At 57.1% G+C, this 18,359-nt stretch carries 13 protein-coding genes; 6 read left to right on the top strand and 7 right to left on the bottom strand.

Annotated elements, in window-relative coordinates; translation table 11 throughout:
* The first annotated feature begins 56 nt into the window (after window positions 1–56).
* Window positions 57–1,247 carry an MFS transporter gene (locus NTD87_RS23590; RefSeq protein ID WP_262116605.1) on the top strand — a complete coding sequence of 397 codons (1,191 nt, stop codon included), beginning with the start codon at window positions 57–59 and terminating at the stop codon, window positions 1,245–1,247.
* On the opposite strand, the gene NTD87_RS23585 is transcribed toward NTD87_RS23590, so the two are convergent.
* Window positions 1,183–2,115 carry a DMT family transporter gene (locus NTD87_RS23585; protein ID WP_262116604.1) on the bottom strand — a complete coding sequence of 311 codons (933 nt, stop codon included), beginning with the start codon at window positions 2,113–2,115 and terminating at the stop codon, window positions 1,183–1,185. The genes NTD87_RS23590 and NTD87_RS23585 overlap by 65 nt on opposite strands.
* Before the next feature lie 190 nt (window positions 2,116–2,305).
* Entirely contained in the window at window positions 2,306–3,142 is an 837-nt protein-coding gene (locus NTD87_RS23580) for a S1 RNA-binding domain-containing protein (protein WP_262116753.1), read from the bottom strand.
* A gap of 351 nt (window positions 3,143–3,493) precedes the next feature.
* On the opposite strand from NTD87_RS23580, the gene NTD87_RS23575 reads away from it, so the two are divergent.
* The 4 genes from NTD87_RS23575 (at window position 3,494) to NTD87_RS23560 (ending at window position 6,524) form a co-directional block, all read left to right on the top strand.
* Complete coding sequence (locus NTD87_RS23575) at window positions 3,494–3,682, top strand: hypothetical protein (protein WP_185015272.1); 189 nt, start codon at window positions 3,494–3,496, stop codon at window positions 3,680–3,682.
* A gap of 176 nt (window positions 3,683–3,858) precedes the next feature.
* A complete protein-coding gene (locus NTD87_RS23570; RefSeq protein WP_262116603.1) occupies window positions 3,859–4,728 on the top strand; it encodes a DUF6279 family lipoprotein in 870 nt (289 codons plus the stop codon).
* A gap of 96 nt (window positions 4,729–4,824) precedes the next feature.
* Window positions 4,825–5,571 (top strand): DUF899 domain-containing protein, encoded by a 747-nt coding sequence (locus tag NTD87_RS23565; protein WP_262116602.1) that lies wholly within the window; start codon window positions 4,825–4,827, stop codon window positions 5,569–5,571.
* A 5-nt stretch (window positions 5,572–5,576) separates the two neighbouring features.
* On the top strand, window positions 5,577–6,524 hold the full coding sequence (locus NTD87_RS23560) for a GyrI-like domain-containing protein (RefSeq protein ID WP_262116601.1): 948 nt from the start codon (window positions 5,577–5,579) through the stop codon (window positions 6,522–6,524).
* A 65-nt stretch (window positions 6,525–6,589) separates the two neighbouring features.
* Here the strand turns inward: NTD87_RS23560 and NTD87_RS23555 are convergent, their stop codons facing one another.
* Window positions 6,590–7,264, bottom strand: a complete 675-nt coding sequence (locus NTD87_RS23555) for a DUF3313 domain-containing protein (RefSeq protein ID WP_262116600.1) — start codon at window positions 7,262–7,264, stop codon at window positions 6,590–6,592.
* 694 nt (window positions 7,265–7,958) lie between these two features.
* Between NTD87_RS23555 and NTD87_RS23550 the strand changes: the two genes are divergently transcribed.
* Window positions 7,959–8,225, top strand: coding sequence for a short-chain dehydrogenase (locus NTD87_RS23550; protein ID WP_262116599.1), 267 nt, complete (start codon window positions 7,959–7,961; stop codon window positions 8,223–8,225).
* Between the two features lie 416 nt (window positions 8,226–8,641).
* On the opposite strand, the gene NTD87_RS23545 is transcribed toward NTD87_RS23550, so the two are convergent.
* From NTD87_RS23545 to NTD87_RS23530, 4 genes are all read right to left on the bottom strand, one after another.
* Complete coding sequence (locus NTD87_RS23545) at window positions 8,642–9,013, bottom strand: SMI1/KNR4 family protein (protein WP_262116598.1); 372 nt, start codon at window positions 9,011–9,013, stop codon at window positions 8,642–8,644.
* Between the two features lie 2 nt (window positions 9,014–9,015).
* The gene (locus NTD87_RS28170) at window positions 9,016–9,099 is read right to left on the bottom strand and encodes a hypothetical protein (protein ID WP_410017517.1); all 84 of its coding nucleotides are present in this window, start codon (window positions 9,097–9,099) and stop codon (window positions 9,016–9,018) included.
* 419 nt (window positions 9,100–9,518) lie between these two features.
* On the bottom strand, window positions 9,519–10,037 hold the full coding sequence (locus NTD87_RS23535) for a hypothetical protein (protein ID WP_262116596.1): 519 nt from the start codon (window positions 10,035–10,037) through the stop codon (window positions 9,519–9,521).
* Between the two features lie 11 nt (window positions 10,038–10,048).
* On the bottom strand, window positions 10,049–18,359 hold an 8,311-nt coding region (locus NTD87_RS23530; RefSeq protein ID WP_315975341.1), incomplete at its 5' end, for a hemagglutinin repeat-containing protein.

The following is an 18,359-nucleotide window of genomic DNA, read 5'->3' as shown; positions in this document are numbered from 1 at the left end:
AGAAAGTCAATCAGTCCTAGCCTGACGGTCATTGCTCCTTTGCAGGAATCCTGACCATGTCGCCGTTTGTTCGCTTACTCGCCAGTTTCATTGCCTTGATGATGGCCATGGGCATTGGCCGCTTTGCCCTCACCCCACAGCTGCCGCATTTACTCAGCGAAGGTCAGATCGACCTGACCGCCGCTGGCCTGATTGCGGCAGCCAATTACCTGGGCTACTTCATCGGTGCCGTGGACGCGATGTTCGCCCGTCGCCCTGAACAAGTCCGTCAGCGCTTACTCAGTGGTTTGTGGCTGTGCGTGCTGCTGACCCTCGCCTCGTTCTGGGCCAAGGGCTTTTGGCCGCATCTGTTTTTGCGCTTTGGGACCGGTGTCGCCAGCGCCTGGGTACTGGTGATGATCACCGCGTTGAGTCAGCCATTGGCACTGGCGGCCGGGCGCCCACGGCTCGGCGCGCTGGTATTTGCCGGGCCAGGGCTGGGGATTTTTCTGACGGGTTTGCTCGCACTCGGCTCGAACCTGTTCGGACAAAGCTCTGCGACCTTGTGGCTGGTGTATGCCGGTGTGGGGCTGGCAATGCTGTTGGTGATTCTGCCGATCCTGCCGCAACCGGCCACGAGCGTGGCAGCAGCCCCCACCGTCGTCGCCTCAAGGAGTGCCGGAATCCCGCGACTGGGTTTGATCTACGCCTTGTATGGTCTGGGCTACATCATCCCAGCGACCTTCCTGTCGCAGATGGCCAGCGCACGTTTCCAGGGTCAATGGCAGGCGGATCTATTCTGGCCATGCTTTGGCCTGGCGGCCGCCACCGGTGTGTTGCTGGTAAGTCTGCGCAAGCATAAACCCGATGCCACGCGTCACTGGTTGATCGCGACGTTGTGGCTGCAAGCGGCCGGGGTCTTCGCGTGCCTGCTGGGCAGCGGTCTCGGTCTGGCCCTGGGGGTGATCCTCTGCGGCACGCCGTTTCTGGCCTGCATGCAACTGGTGATGCAGCGCTCACGAGAACTGGCGCCGCATGCCACCCAGCGCAACGCCGGCCTGCTGACCGCGTGCTTCGCCGTGGGTCAGCTCAGTGGGCCATTGCTGGCGGCGCTCAGCAGCCACTTCAGCGGTGGCTTGCAACCGGCGTTGATGATCGCCGGCAGCGGTTTGCTCATCAGTGGCGGCCTGTTGCTACGTCCGGTCAAGGTTGCCCAAGCGCTCTGCGCAAACGACGGCGCAGCCACTGCTCTGCGCTCACAAAAGTGATGCCCAGCAATACCAGCACAGCGCCGATCACAAAGTTGAGGCTCAATTTCTCTCCCAGCAGCAGCACCCCGAACGTGACGCCGAACAGCGGCGTCATGAACGAAAACACCGCCAGATTCGCCGCCAGATACCGGCGCAGCAGCCAAAACCAGATCAGGTAACTGAAGAACGACACCACCAATCCCTGGAACAACACGCTGGCCACCGCTACGGGGGTCAGGCTGACATGGGTAACCTGGCCGCTGAGAATCGCAATCAGCAACAGGCCGACGAAGCCGACGATCAGTTGGTAGAACAAGGTCAGGGTCACCGGTGCTTCCGACAGCCGCGAGGCGCGCACCACCACGGTAGTCGCGCCCCATGCCGCCCCGGCCAGCACGCCGAAAGCATCGCCGAGCAGCATCCGTCGGTCCAGATTGTCCCAGGACACGCCCCCGGCAAATGCCATGGCAATCCCGATAAACGCCAGCAGAATTCCCAGCCATTGCAACGGTCGCAAACGCTCGCTCGGCAGCAGCCAGTGCACGCCCAGTGCGGTGAAGATCGGTGCGGTATAGAGGAACACCGACATGTGCGCCGCAGTCGTCAGTTTCAGACCTTCGGCGATGAACAAAAACTCGGTGGCAAACAGGCCGCCCGCCAGCAAGCCGCCGCGCCAGGTGCTGCCGACCTGGTCCCAGCCACCCTTCCAGCAGATCAACACACCCACCAGCAACGCGGAAATACCGGACCGTCCGGCGGCCTGCATCACGGGCGCGATGTCCGCCGCCGCCCATTTGATCATGACCTGCTGGATGCCCCAGACCAGGCACAGTCCCAGCATTACTTGCAGGGCAAAACCATCGGCGCTGCGCCGAGTGGCAATCACCGCGAAACCTCGCACACGGTTAACAACATAGCAGTTACTCAATAAAAAAATGCCCCGGTACTTGGCCGGGGCAAAGAATGATGCTTTGAATTATTAACCAGACAGACAGAAAAAACTGCCTGAGAGCGACCTTGAACAGGCACACAGCGTTTTTTTCATGCTGACCGGCCCTCGGCTGCGCGAGCTGAGGTCAGCTCAGCTCAATGCGATCCGCGTGAATGACGATCTGGCCGTTCTTGTAGAGCGCGCCGATGGCCTTCTTGAAGTTGCCCTTGCTGACGCCGAACAGGCTGCTGATCAGCGCCGGGTCGCTCTTGTCGCTGACTGGCAAGGTGCCGTTGTTGTCGCGCAACTTGGCGAGGATCTTCGAGTTCAGGCTGGTGGCCGCTTCTTCACCCACGGGCTGCAGGCTCAGGCTGATCTTGCCATCGGCACGGACTTCCTTGATGAAGCCCTTCTCTTCCTTGCCGGCACGCATGAACTTGAAGATTTCGTTCTTGTGGATCAAACCCCAATGCTTGTTGTTGATGATCGCCTTGAAGCCCATATCGGTCGCTTCGGCCACCAGCAGGTCAACTTCCTGACCCGGTTTGTAGCTGGCCGGGGTTTTGTCCAGGTAGCGATCCAGACGCGCGGTCGCGGTGATGCGGCGGGTGTGCTTGTCGAGGTAGACATGCACCACGCAGTATTCGCCAGCGGTCATCTGCCGCTTTTCTTCGGAATACGGCAGCAGCAGGTCCTTGGGCAGACCCCAGTCGAGAAACACACCAATGCTGTTGACTTCAACGACTTTAAGGCTGGCGAATTCACCGACCTGAACTTTCGGTTTTTCTGTAGTTGCGATGAGTTTGTCATCGCTGTCCAGATAAACAAAAACGTTCAGCCAGTCTTCATCTTCGCTGGGAATATCTTTTGGAATATAACGATTAGGCAGAAGGATTTCGCCATCCGCGCCACCGTCCAGATATAAACCAAAGTTAGTGTGTTTAACCACTTGCAAGCTGTTGTAGCGCCCGACTAAAGCCATTTCCAATACCCTCATTGCTTGGGCGCCATTCTACCCGGTTTTGCCGGCGCCGTTGGGTGGCCGGCTGGCTTGCGAAGAAAATTCCTCTGCGAGGCTCATTTTTCCTGGGTTTTGCGCCAGAGTCTGGCCCGCTCGTCAGACCGTTCAGGCGTTTTTCACTGATATCGGTAAGCCATACACGATATTTTTCACGCCAGTGTTCTTATTTAAAACAGCAGCTTAGACAGTTATCGTGAACAGCAACTTCTGAATAATCGACACCTGCCGTCGGTTATTTCAGGCCGATATTTACCAAGCAATTGTCAAGTATTTCCTGTACGATGCTTGGCCAAGTTAATTTTCTACAGGTTAATGGCCGCCATGCGTGTAAAAGCATCCAACAGCAAAGCAAAGCCAGCTCCAGCCGTTGAAACCAGCGAATCGATCAACGACCAGATTGCTCTTTTCCTCAAGTCCGGCGGCGAGATCCAGCAAATTGCCAAAGGCGTCAGCGGCCAGACATTCGGCCCGTCCAAGCAGATCACCCTGGGCAAAAAGTAATACCCCCCTCGCGTCACCCTGGTCCCTAAGCGCTTTGAGCTTCGAAGCGCTAGGACTGGAACCCTCCTCCCCCAGCGACATCCTTCAAGGCCAAGCGCGCGTTCTATTGATCGGCTGAACGGCCGGGTCCATCCTGCGTTCAGATATCAGAACAATGCCTTTGCAAGGATTGGCTCATGTCGCGCTGGTTGAAACACCTGACTCTGCTCCTGACCCTGTGCCTCGCGCTACCGGCCTGCAACCGAGTGAGCCTGGCCTATCGCAATCTCGACGTGATCATTCCCTGGACGCTCAACGACTACCTGGACATGAACAGCGAGCAGAAAGACTGGCTCAACGAGCGCCTCAAGGTACACCTCAACTGGCACTGTTCCACGCAATTGCCCGGCTACCTCGACTGGCTTGATCGCTTGCAGCAGATGGTCGAAACCCATCAAGTCACGGACGCCGCGCTGCAAGCCAGAATCCTCGAAGCCAAGCAAGCCATCGCCCAGACCGCCCGGGAAATCACCCCGTCGGCGGTCGAGTTGTTGCAAGGGCTGAACGACCAACAGGTCAGCGAGATGAAGCAGGCCTTCGCCAAGGACTTGCGCAAACGAGAGGACCAATACGTAAAACCGCCGCTGGCACAGCAGATCAAACATCGTAGCGAACGCATGGATAAACGCCTGGGCGACTGGCTTGGGCCCCTTACCCCAGCTCAGGAGCAGCGCGTTACTGCCTGGTCCAACGCGCTGGGCGAGCAGAATCAGCAATGGATCGCCAACCGCGCCCATTGGCAGGCATTGTTCAGTGCCGCGGTGGAGCAACGCCACAGCAGCGACTTTGCACAACGCATCGAAACCCTGCTGGTCGATCGCGAAACCCTCTGGACCCCCGCCTACCGCCAGGTTAACGCCAACACCGAAACCCAGGCGCGCAGCCTGATCGTCGATCTGATGGCCGACAGCACTGCCGATCAACGCCAGCATCTGCTGAAGAAAATCGACAAGGTGCGCAGCGATTTCAGCGCAATGAAGTGCTTGAAGGCAACGCGCGCTTCTTAAATGCCGACAACCGATCAGCGGCTTGTCGATTTGCCCGTCGGCCAATCGACTAGGCTGTGTAAGCTACAAAACGCCAACCTCGCAGGAGGGAAAGTCATGAGCAGCGTGCAACAGCACAAAGTCGTGTCCCGAGAAGAATGGCTCGCAGCCCGTAAACAGCATTTGATTCACGAAAAAGCCTTTACCCGGGAACGCGATAAACTCAGCGCCGAACGTCGGTCATTGCCTTGGGTGAAAGTCGACAAAAACTATGTGTTCGAAGGCCCCGACGGACGGCAAAACCTCGCGGACCTTTTCGGCGGCAACAGTCAACTGATCATCTACCACTTCATGTTCGCCAAGGGCTGGAAAGAAGGCTGCCCCGGCTGCTCGTTTGTGTCGGATCACATCGACGGTGCCAATCAGCACCTGGCCCATCATGACGTCTCGCTGGTGGTGGTTTCCCACGCACCACTCAGCGAATTCCAGGCGTTCCGCAAACGCATGGGCTGGCAGTTCAAATGGCTGTCATCGGCCGGCAGTGACTTTAACGCCGACTACAAGGTGACCATCAGCGATCAGGAACTCGCGGACGGCACCGCGACCTACAACTACGAAAAGAGCACCAGCACCGAAGGCGAACTGCCGGGGCTGAGCGTGTTTTATCGCAATGACGCCGGGGAAATTTTCCATACCTACTCCACCTACGCTCGCGGCCTGGACTTGCTGGTCGGCGCCTATAACTACCTCGACCTGGCGCCCAAGGGCCGCAACGAGGAGCAAGGCATGAAATGGGTGCGCCATCACGATCGTTACGAAGACGAACCGGCGATCAAGGGCTCATCAAGCTGCTGTTCCGAATGAAGCCCATGACCCCTGCGTACCACAGCCTCTGCGAATACACGCGCCGCATGAATCGGGTATTGGTGCATATCGACCAGCATCTGGACCAACCTCTGGAGCTGGCCGATCTGGCGCAAATCGCGCACTTCTCGCCTTACCACTTTCATCGTTTGTTCACCGCCTGGGTCGGTGAAACCCTCGGCGACTACCTGCGCCGACGCCGACTGGCCTGCGCCGCCCAGCAACTGGCCAGCAGGCCCGAAGCCTCCATTCTGGAGATTGCCCTGGAAGTTGGCTTCAGCTCCGGCGAAGCCTTTTCCCGCGCCTTCAAGCAACACTTCTCAGTGACCCCGAGCACCTGGCGCATCACCGAACCCGAACGCTGGGATCAGCGCCTGACCGGCATCCGCGAACGACGCCAGCAGCAATTGAGCAATCCTGATCAGGCACAGGCCACAGACTTCGCCGATCCTGAGGCCTTCACTCATATGAAGGATCAGACGATGAACGTCACCTTGAAAGAACTGCCTCCCACACGCGTGGCCTATATGCGCTACATCGGTCCCTACGGCATGGGCATCGGCACCTTCTGGCGCGAAACCGTGGCCCCGTGGATGATCGAAAACAACCTGCTGCAATGGGTGCGCTACGGCATCGGCCACGACGACCCGTTCACTACGCCCCCCGAGAAATGCCGCTACGACGCCTGCGTCGAAGTCCCGGACAACTTCGGCGCCAGCGAACAGGCCGCCGTCACCACCCTGCCCGGCGGCCTCTACGCCATCGCCCCATTCAAAGGCAAAGGCCCGGAGATTGCCGATGCATGGACCGAACTCTGCCGCGACTGGCTCCCCAAAAGCGGCATGCAGTTCGATGCCCGGCCGTGCTTTGAACGGTATCCGGTGGAGGCCCACTACGATGAGAAAACCGGCGTACTGGAATGTGAGATTTGCATACCGGTGAAAGCGCTCTAAACAGGGGTGGCCTTGACCCGAGACCGGCGAATGGGCCTCCCCTTTTCTTTGTTGACACTTCATTGCTATTTAATGAATGCCTGCATATCGCTGTTCAGTTTTTTGATCGCCGCTTTGAAATCGTTGGCGGTTACCGGTTGGCTTGCATTTTTCACCTGCTCACCCATGACCTTGCGCACCACTTTTGCCACAGTCTGGCCGTTGCTCGCGTCGATCATCTCGGCTTCGATGAACAACTCGGTGTCCTGGTCGCGGTGGCCGGTAGCCGCCTGAGTCGCGCCTATCGCGGCCGTAACCGGCAGTACTTCATACCATTTCATGCCCTCGTTAGACGCCGTGACCCCGGTAATCGCGGCGCGCACAACCAGAACTCGCGAACCGGCAGGGGCCGACTGAACGTTCGGTACCACATGGTACTTCTGGCTCAGTACGCTCTTGGCATTGTCCGTCACGTAGGCTTGCAACTGATCCAGCGTCTGACGGTTGACCCGCTCATTGGGCTTGGGTACCGGGTACAAGTCCATGTGCTTGAAGGCCACCGTGTCATAGGCGTTCGGGTTCCAGGACGGGCTTACCCAACGCATGGTTTTCTCGCCACTGGGTGTAGTGACTTCTTGCAGGTTGTTGTAGTTGGGAAGAAACCCTGAGTACTGTTCCTTCTCCGTGATTCTTGAGGTGCAACCGCCGAGCAGCAGGCTGGTCAAGGCAACGCCGACAAACAATTTCCTGGTCAAGCTCATAGTGTTACTCCATGGGTAAAGTCATTTCATTCGGTTACAGGGCGTCAGAAGCACCAGGTCATATTGCCGGTCACGGCTTGAATCCAAGCGTTATCGAGTCGACGGCAGTGATAGCGTGCAGGGCTAATACCTGCACGCTCGTTTCCTTATGAGGGGGCCTGTATAGAGTGCCCTGCGTCCTTTGCTGGAAGATGTCCAGCTTATTTCTATACAGTAGGAATGTTACTCAATTGAAATATATGGCCTGAAGAGTTTCTGGCTGGGTGGGTACATCAATAAATCAGCCTCCTTTTCCTCAGACCGTTAATCCCACCCCAGTTGCGTTCATCGCAACCGGCGATCGGTATCTGCGCACACGGCAACTGTCAGTCCCGGAACAAACCTACAAACAAACCACCTGCGTCAGACCTTAGGCCGATTGACGGCCACCGCCTCACTCCCTATCCTCGCGCCTGTCACGACTCATTCGTGATCGGGTTTGACGGCCCGTATTTTCTTACGACGTGCATAGCCTCTCTCTGCTCGAGCACTTTTGTGCCCGCTGCATTGCATATGGCGACTGTGCGCGGGGCACCTTCGGGTGCGCCGGTGTTCGTGAGAGCCGGTCCGTCAACCCACGCACAGTTGCCACCCAATGCTCACTGGTTCAGGCGTCGATCGACGGACTGCACGCCGCCCAACCGGGAGATGACGCATGAACCCGCACATGCCGATGGCCAACAACGATTGCGATATCCCGGTGCTGCTGGTCGCCACCCAAGCGCCGCTGGATGTGCTGCACAGCAACGCCGCTGCACGGTTTCTGGCGGTCACGCAGATGATGGAAAGCCTGGCCAGCCTCGACATTGCCCATGCCAAAGGCGCAGACGTGCAGCAAATCGCCCACGCAGCGGCCATGCTGCTGCGTGATGGCTGCGATGTGATGGATGTATTGGGGCGCCAGATTCGGGCGCAGCACTGAAGTAACGTATAGGCTGTTCCCCCACTTTGCGGGGAAGGATGAACTGAGCCTCAGGCCGTGCGCGCAAGATTTTGCAAAACAATGGTGCTCAACGCCGTACCCCACGATAACCATGTACTTCATCGCGGGGTACGATTTATTTGAGGGTAAGGCTCGTTTTCAGAGTGGGTCCAATGATGGAGCCTTCTAAGTCGCAAACAATCTGCACCAAAAAGGGGACACCTATTAGCCTTGACTCGATACCGGCTAATGGGTGTCACCTTTTTGCTCTATTACATTAAACAGACAAAACAACACCGGCGCGATGCCGGTGTTGGAGGGGGAGATCTATCAAATATGAACAGAAATTCGCTTATATAAAAACTCATAAAAATCTGAAGAATAATGAATACTCTCTCCAGACGGAAGCCGAAGACTCACTGGGCATTCGTCATTTTTAAACCTTGAATAATCAAAGAAAAAACCTCCCCCATATCGGTTTCGCTAATTACGAGCTCTTTACCACCTACCAAATTATTTTTCATGCCAACAATATGCTGATAGACAATATCCCCCCTATTAACACTGTCAAAATCCACTCCATAGATGCTGTAAATTTCTTCAGCACCAATCTCTCCACCAGCATAAGTTCTTAAGAACCACTTGTACGACTCTGACAACGCAAGCCCTAGTCTCTCTTCCGCCCTCTTAATCCAGCCATCACTCACCCGATCCGCCTCACTACCAAAGCACACGACATCAGGATGTAATGATATTAACTCTTCAACTTGCTGCGCCGTAACGTTCATATTCAATTCCTAAAATTTTCCGCTCGTTGCTGCCAGCATTGAATCTTCCATTTGTCAAAAGCAGCACGATCAATACCGGAAGGAATTGTATTTGGATTGATGTGAATAATTGCGCTATTTGACTGATGAATGAGGAAAAATGGGTGTCCCCTTTTGCCGCTCTTTTACCGCTTTTGCCTGTCCTTTTGCCTTTTGCGGTCGTTCCAACCAAAACACCTAAAGTATCGGGGTTATCGGGCATCGCACCACAATGAATGTCGCCGATATAGCTGCCCTTTCCAGCGGGATTTTAAGCTAAAAACGCAACTTCCCATCAGAGTTATATATAGCTGCATTGTCAGGATACGAAAAAAACCTCGGATTTATTTACGACGACAAAATCCGGCACCCCGTAAATAAATCCGCCATAAATAAATCCCATTTTTGACATTGCTTATCGCAGACTGAAATACAACGAACGAAAAAAGGGGACGCTCACCTCGCCATTTCCCGCACCTCCCCTTCACTACCTAAGATCCCAATCATGCACTGAAATAAACTTTATAGTTTGATCAGGCGCATGCATCAACGAAGCTCTATAATTCGTAATAAAACTAATACCGCCAATATAGCTTTTATCTTTTAGAATCAAAAATTCATCATCAACATCATTAAAGTCAATTTCAAAATTTTTTTCAAGCGACAATAAATCATCACCAACTCTAACACCGTTAAACGTCCCTAAATACCCACTACCCACGACTATCCGGTACAAAACCTCACTACACTCAAACGCAAGAAGAATCAAGCTATTCATATATGTCAAGGTAACAACAACCCCCCCATCAAAACCTAATTTCTTCCTTACACCAACCCATCCTTTACTTCTCAGAAGTACGTCATGTATACCGGCGTCCGCTTCATACCAATCTACTGGACCAATCAACCTCATCAAATTCGAAAAAGAGTCTCCCAGACTAAATCCAGCAGCACTTACCCCAGGAATCAGTTCAGCTTCTAAATTCGGGACAAAAATCGCGTTCACTTCACACTTCCTCACCAAGCCAGCCATTTACTACCGATATACTTCAGACGACTACCGTCCTTATCAAAATACTGCTGATATTTGGTAATCGTACCTGGACTAAAATCCGAACTTGAATCAATAACCCTAACCTCCATACCATCTTTGTATGTAAATTTATAGTACTCACCACTACCGTGAACGCCGTTACCCGGATGATATTGAAACTCGCTTATTTCCGGATGCCCTTCCACAATATATGCCTCAGCCTTCCCCGAAGTACCCGGTCTGGGCGGTTTAGGTGTAAGCGTCGCCCCATCCATTTTATACGCTTGAACGAAATCATCTACCGACGCCCCCCAAACCTTGTCCAGGGATCGCGGGATTCCCGCTTCAATTGCAAGTTTAAGCCGAAGCGCTTCTCGTGCAATTGCTGACGTTGCCGGAATACCGTTATCGACATCAATTGGTTTTTCAGGTCCAGAAGGCGATTCTGGTGTTACTGGATCAACCGATTTTGGCGGCGTTACATCAGTTTTTGGCGGCGTAACCACCTTCGGAGCCTCTACCACCGGCACATCCGAATCCAGCACCAAATCTGGCAGCTTGATGATCTGGTTTTTGACGCTTTCAATCTTGACCGTTACCCCTATTTCTTTGACGGTCTTGGCCGATACGTCGATACCCATGCGCGAGAGCAGCATCGAGCTGTTGGCTGCGTTACTGCCGCCCCCCGCCACGAGCTGTACGATGAGCGCCAAGGACTGGCCCAGTTGCTTGCCGAGGTTTTCAGCGTTGGCATCGCCACCGTTTACGGCGGCGTCAGCGACTTGCGAAAGCTGCGATTTGAACGCTTCAGCGACACTGGCCCCCAAGATCTTTATCGCCTCGGGAGAAGAGAGGAACTCCTTCATGGCGCCGATGCTTTCCACCGGGTCGCGCATGAAATTCACGGCACTGTCCAATGTGCCTAGGCCGCTACCCGCCATAGCGTCGGTGAAGCCGTTGAGAAACCCGGACGCTGTCAGACCATCCTGACGGGCAGAGGTAATCCCCCACTTCCCGGCAATCGCGATTTTCTTGAACAGATTGGGTTCGGCATCGATCTCTTTCCAAGCCTGAACGTACTGCTGAGTCGCCAACCAGTTGTTATCAACATTCGCCGTCGCCGCGTTGTTGGCGGTAGCCGCACCGTTCGGGCTGCTCATGGCCGCAATACCGGTCACCAAACTGGTGATGATGTTGCGTTTGGCCTCGCGCTCTACAGCGGTTTCGTTCGGATCGGAATCGGCGAACAGGCCAGCCAGCACACTGGCGGCAGAGCCACCCAAGGCGCCAGCCGAACAGCTCTGATTGCTGGCGGCAGCGCCGGCACAACCGAGAATGGCATGCAGGGCCGCATGCTCAGGGCTGCCCTCCTTCAGGCCCTTTTTCACCAATTGGCCGATGTAGTCCGAACCCTGTTGCTGGACGTAGTTGACCAGCATGTTTTGCGCGAACTGGGCACTGCTGCCCGTTACGCCACCGCTGATACCGGCGACCAGGGCTGTTGCGATTTGCCGGTAAGTGCCGCCGGCCCCCCAGTTATCGCCGATCTCCTTGATCTGCTGATTGAGTTGTAAGTAGTTCTCGTGGTGGGCTATCCGGTCAGCAAGGGGCAACGTCTCATCATCAGAAGCGGCTTTTTCCTTTTTGGCCTGATCCTTCGTCTGGTCGATTTCCCGCGCTCGATTCTCAATGTACTGAGAGACGTTCTGCACGAACTTGCCAACGATCTCGAAATCCACACCGATTTCTTGCGCATTAAAGATAGGTTTGAGCTTGTTGCTGCCATCCCGGTCGCTGGACACGTTGGTATTGATCGCGGCAATCGCCTGCTCAGCGGTCTGGCCGGTCAGTTCCTGCTGCTTGACGCCGTCGGTGATGATGACCGCTGCACCGCTGATCCCGCTTTGGGTTGTGCTGCTGGAACTGCCGCTGGCAAACAACACGACCGGAGCACCAACGCTCACGCCACCTTTGCTGGGAAGTACTGGGCCATTTTTATTGGCCGTGGCGCTGGCATTACCGTTCCCGTCTCGACCTATATTGCCACCATAGCCACCACTGAGATTGATGCTGTTGGCATCGTACTCAGCCTTGTTCTTGATGTCGGAGGTAGTCAGCGTGCCGGTGCTCAGGGTGTTTTTAGCGTCGGCTACCGCTTTGTCGGTACTGGCGATGACCGCGCCTTTGAGGTCGGTGTTGCCTTTGACTTCGACCTGGAAACCACCGTCGCCTGCCTTGATACCCGACTGTTCGCTGACACTGGCGTAATCGCTTTGCATATGTTGCTGGGCGATACCGCCACTGACACTGCTCATGCCAACGCAAAACGGTGGAATACAGATGCTGACGCCGACGTTGGCGCTCAGTTGCTCTGAACGGTAAGTACTGGTGTCTTGCAAGCTCTCGATATTGAGATCACCACCAACCTTGGCCTGAACTTGCGGGCCGGAAACTACTGCGCCTTTGAGATTGGTATCGCCGCCACTGTCAAGTCGTACTGTCTGCCCTGCTTTGATGGCGGTGTTGGTTTGCGTGACGTCGTCGCCATCGGCATTTCCACGACCCTTGTTGGCGGCAAGGTCCAGCGAGAAACCGTTCTGTTGTCCGCCGGCGCTGAAACCAATGCCAACGCTCCAACCGCTATTACCATTGGTACTTTCCTGATGCGCGGTATTTTGCGCGGCCAAAAGATTGATCTTGCCGTCGGCTTTCAGATTGACGTCTGCACCGCCTTCAATCCGGCTACCGATCACATTGATATTGCTATCTGCCCCCGCGCCCGAGGCAAGGATATTGGCGTTGCCACCTGCCACAACGCTGCTGCCCACCACGTTGCTACCGGACTGATTGCCCTCCAAGTGGTTTTTACTGTTGCTCAGGTTGATGCTGACCTTGAACCCCGTCTTAGGATCCTTCATCAGCGCCTGGCCGCTATCGATCGCCTGATTGGCGCTCATGGCAGCGTTCACGGCCGCCAGTGCAAGCATGCGCCCGTCACTGGTTTCTTGTGCTGCCTTGCCCATCTGCTGGATACCGCGCAGCGCATCCAGCAGGGGGATGTTGACGGTGCCACCGATAGCCGTGCGGCTCATGCTCGCGGAGTTGCTGGCTTTCAGGTTGTCGAAGCCCGCCTGAATATCGACCTGCTTGCCGGAGATATTGATATCACCCTTGGGCGCAACAACCTGGCTGGCGATCTGGTTGTAATGCTCGCCCGCCTTGAGATCGACATTACCGCCCAAGGAAGCGATCTGACTCCCGGTTTGTTGGGTCGTGTCGCTTTGATCGGCGGCCTTTTGCTTGAGCACCCCAGTAGCGCTCTGCCACCAGGAACCGAGCTCGCCGACCTTTTTACTGCTGGAGCTTGAGTTCGCTCCGTTCGTGTTTTCGGCACTAACGATGTCAAGATTTCGGCCCGCATCAACTTTTATGTCCCGATCCACAACAAGCGTACTTCCGCTTATTGTCGTATCCCGGCCACTTTTAATATTCAGGCTGCCAGCGCTGATCGTTGACCCCACACTCTGCGTCGAACTCTGTTCCCTCTGCTGGGCTTTCTGCTCAGCATTTGCCCACATGATTAAACCAAAGCCCATGTTGGTGGACTGTTTGGTCTGGCTGGATGACTGCCGTGTCTGGACGGTATCGGTAGCGATTTCGAGGTCATTTCCAGCACCTAACGTTATTGCTCCGACTGCTTTGAGTGCTGCTGCCTTCAGTACAAGATCATTGTCTGCTTGCAGATCGATGCTTTGAGCAACCAACTCGGTACCGGTCAAACTGCTCTGACTGCTAGAACTGCTACTGGCTTTGCTTGAGAACAGACTGCTTTTGGATGATGCGGTGGCCTTGCTCGCAAAGTTCTCGGCCGCATCGAGGTTGATATCGCCCCCCGCTGTCGCTTTCAGCGCTCCGGCGCTGGTCAGCTTCGCCCCTTCAGCATTGATGTCCTGCGCAGCTGAGATCACCAGTTTCTTCCCTGACTCGATGGTGGAGCTGACAGCTGTATCGCTCTCACTCTCGCTCATCGTCGAGCTTTTCCTGCCCCACGAACCTTTCTTAGTCTCGGAGAAATAGGAGTAGTCAGTGTCTTCAGCCGTTTTCAGGTTCAGGTCATTACCCGCGTACAAATACGCCTCATCCCCCGCGCTGATACGGCTGGCAATCAACCCCAGATCCTTACCCGCACTCAGCGCAACGTTGCCACCGGCAGTCACGGTGCTGGAGATCTGTTTGACATGGTCCTCCTGACGGGTCTCCTTCTTGGTCTTGGAGTAGGAGTGGCTCTCGTCCGCTGCCGAGGCCAGGGTCAGGTTTTCCGTCGCGGCCAGGGCGATGTCGCGCTTGGCTTCGATCTGGCTGGCGATGGCCGAGAGGTCGCGGCCGGCGTTCATCTGCAGGTCGCGGCCGGCGCTGACGGTGGCGCCGTATTGGGTGACGGAGCTGCTGTTTCTATTCGAGCCGTAGTCGTCTTTATTACGGCTTTCAGTGGCCGCGATAGTGATGTCCCGCCCGGCGCTGATCGCCGTATCGCCACCACTTTGCAGAACGCTGCCGTTGTTGCTGACATCGCGCCCGGCCTGGAGGCTCAGGTTGTTGGCCGCTTCGATGCGGGCGGCGCTGTCGAGGAACGTCCGTTGCTGGCTGTAGTTGTCGTTGCTGCTGTTGTGGGTGGTCACGCTGCGTTCGTTGATCACGTCGCCCCGGAGCGCCGTCAGGCTCACATCACGCCCGGCAATGATGCCGCCGGCCTTGTTGACGATGTTGTTGCCCGCCAGCAGGTCCAGGCGGTTGCCCGCTTCGATCAAGCCGCTGTTGACCAGGTCGTTGCCAGCGGCGGCGGACAGGTTGTGGGTCGCGCGCAGGGTGCCGACGTTGTTCAGGTCCTGGCCGGCGATCAGCGAGACGTCGTTGCCGGCGATCAAGGCGCCGTTGGGGGCCAGGCGGTTGTTGGCGTTGGCCAGGTAGAGCACCGGCACCAGTACGGTTTCGCCGTTGACCGTGGCGTTTTCCATCCAGACGATGTCGTGAGTCAGGGCTGCTACCTGCTGTGACGTCAGCGTCACGCCCATCGACAATCCAAGTTGCTGCTTGCTGGTGATGGCGTTGTTCATCAGGTACTTGAACAGTGCATCGTCCGAGGTCTGACCGTCGATAAAACGCTGACCGGTGCGGGCGACTACGGCCTGCTGGATCAGACGCTGCTCGTAGAGGCCGTCACCCAAACGCTTGGCGCTTTTATCCGGGTCGTAGCCGAGGTTCGCCAGCAGGTAGTCCGAGCTCATGAATTGCTTGAGGTCAGTGAGCACTGGGTTGGTTTCGATCAGGTACTTCTGCGGGTTGGACCTGCCGGAAGTGTCGGGCAGGCCCAAGACCCGGGCGACGGTCTGGCTGGTGGCCGGGGTGCTGGTCACGGCCGCGATGGCTACCGGAATGGCGGCCACAGCAGTGCTGGCCACGGGTGCCGTGGCAATGGCAGCCACGGCGGTGCTGATCACGGGTGTCGTGGCAATCGGCACTACTGCCGCGCCCGGTACGTCGAGTGGGCGGCTAATTTGAGCGATGGCGACTGCCGGGCTGGCGCCGCTCGGCACGGCGCCGGCGACCGGCGCGCTGATCGCGGCCAATGGATCACGCTGGGTGGCTGGCAGGGTCGGCAGGCTCAGGTCGGGGTGGGTGGCGTCCACTGGCGGCTGGCTGGCGGCATCGACGTGCACGGTACCGACCTGGGTGATGGCGCCGGGGGTGCTGTCATGGCCGGGCAACTGAACATTGCCGGTGCTGCTGTCGCTTGGTGCGGTGACGTTGATCGCGCTGCCGCTGGCGCTGATGCCGGCACTCTGGCGGGCGGTCTGCACCAGTTGCCGGTCGCTGGCGGAAACCTGGGCGATGTCAGCGATCTGGACGCTGCGGGCCTGAGCGTTCGGCAGGTTTACTTCACGCTGGGCGCTGCTGACGCTGGCCCCCCCCATGGTCCAGCTTTGGGGTGCGTTGTTGGCCTGGGTTGCCTGACGGACAGTGCCGCCCTGGCCACTCAGGCGGAACAGGCCGTTTTGCCCGGTGGGCAGGCTGAAGCCCGGCAGGCTCAGTGGGTTGACCTGCTGTTGGGCCAGGTTGGGTGGTAGTTGCGCGTTGATGTAGATCGGCGTGGAGTACGCCGGTCCCGCACCGGTGTCAGTCTTGGTACGACCCGCCGCAACATAGGCATAGTACGGGCGAACCACGCTGTTGTTGATGTTCTGAGCGGCATTGAGGGTGACATTTGCGCCAGCCTGGATAATGGCATCCAGAGACTCACCGTTGATGACGCGGGTGCTGGCGGGCAGTGTTTCTCCCATCCAGGCCAGAAAGTTGCTCATGTCCGCTTCGACCGTGGCCGAAGGTGTCGGGTTGTTTCGTTGGGTGAAGATGGCAGCCAGTCTAATGGCCGTGGCGGTTTCGTTGACCCAGCTCACGTATCTTCGAGTGGATTCTATTTGCTGCTCTTGCACACCTTTGTTGTTGATCGTCGAAGCAGTGGCAGTTAAATCGCCAGCCGCTGTAAGACTGCTGCTGATGTTGTTCACTTCTCCTGCGTTAATCGTCAGGTTCGCGCCGCTGTTGATCGAGGCGGCTGCAGAATGAAGCGTTATCTTCAAACGATCGGTTTCTGCAATTTCCCAAAGGCCGTTTCTGCGGCCACCGCCACGGTAGTCACATGCAGGACCCGCGATCAATGTGCACGGCAATTCAGTGATGGTCGCAACACTTTTCTCATGCTCGGTGTACTGCAACACATCCATGACATTGTTAACCGTCGTGGCTGCGATGGTCAGGTTGCCGACGCTCTCGATGTTCCCCGAACGGTTATCCAGCAGATCGGCCTTGTTCTGGTACGAGTCTCTGGCGATCAGCACGTTGCCCAGGCTGTAGACCTGCGCATAGCTGTTGGTGAAGTTGGACGCCAGCAGTTGCATGTCGCCGCCGCTGAAGATCAAACTGCCGCTGGTATAACCGCCGTAGTTGAACAATGCGCCGGTCGAGAGCGTCAGGTTTCCCCCACTCCCCAATGTCCCGAAGTTCCTCACCCCTCCCGCCATGACCGTCAGCCCGGCGCTGGAAGTCAGCCGACCGGAATTGTCGAACTGGCCGCTAACATTGAGCGTGGTGTCGCTACCGCCGGCGATGCTGGAAGTCGCGCTATTGAGGCTCACTTGCGCGGCGCTCAGGCCAAGCGTCCCCCGGCTGCTGAGACGACCAGCGCCCCAGTAAGCACCGCTCAGACCCACGCTCAGGCTGCCATCACTGGCAATCAAGCCTTCGTTGAACCAGTTGACACCGCTACCGACAAAGCTGTTGGCTGCCAGCAACTGGCCGCCCGCGCTCTGACTGAAGTTGTTCACGTTAACCGTCAATCGCCCAGCCTGGATCACGCTGCTGTTGGTCCAGGTGTCGGCGTTGAGGGTCAGGCCGCCTCGGGTGACGAGGGTGCCACCGGCCCCCATGACGTTCGCGGTGGCGATGTCGAAGGTGCCGGTACCGACGTGCAACAGTCTGCCGCCGACGTTCATGAAACCACCGGCACCGAGGGTCAGGTCGCTGTTGGCGGTTTCGACGATGCCGTTGCGGTTGTCGAACAGACCGCCGATCTGGAATTCGGTCTTGCCGCTGGTGCCCAGTGCACGCAGTTGGCCGGTCTGGTTGTCGAGGCTGGCGGCGCGCACGCTCAGGGTGCTGTCGCTTTCGATGATGCCCAGGCGGTTGTTCAGGGCGCCGTTGAGGCTGAGGTCGATCCGGTTGCCGGCGATTTGGCCGTCGTTGTCGCCGCTGTTGTCGAAGTTGTTGCCACTGACCTTGACCAGGCCCTTGGCGTAGAGCCCACCGTTGCGGTTGTCGAAGTTGCCGGTGCTACCGGTATCGACGATGGCATCGCCGCTTTGCGCAGAGATGCGTCCGCCATAGTTGTCGATGCCGCCCAGGGCGCTGAGGGTCAGACGCTGGGCCTGGGTGATGCCGCCCTGGCGGTTGTTGGTCAGGTCGTAGCCGTTTTTCAACACGCCGACCACGCGGGCTTCAAGGGCGCCCTTGAGGCTGGCGAGGGTGCCGCCGCGGTTGTCGAGGTTGGCGGCGGTCACGCGCAGGTCGCCGTTCTGGGCGAGGAGCCGCCCGCTCTGATTGTCGATATCGCCGCTGACGGTCAGGGTGCTGGCGCCCAGGCTTTGCAGGGTGCCTTTGCCATTGGCCAGGCTCGCGGCGCTGAGTTGCAGGTCGCCGTTCTGACTGTAGATCAGGCCGTCGCCACTGTTCTGGATGGCG

The sequence above is a fragment of the Pseudomonas sp. 6D_7.1_Bac1 genome, from assembly GCF_025465945.1.
Classification (GTDB): domain Bacteria; phylum Pseudomonadota; class Gammaproteobacteria; order Pseudomonadales; family Pseudomonadaceae; genus Aquipseudomonas.
This window is presented reverse-complemented; position numbering and strand designations above follow the sequence as displayed.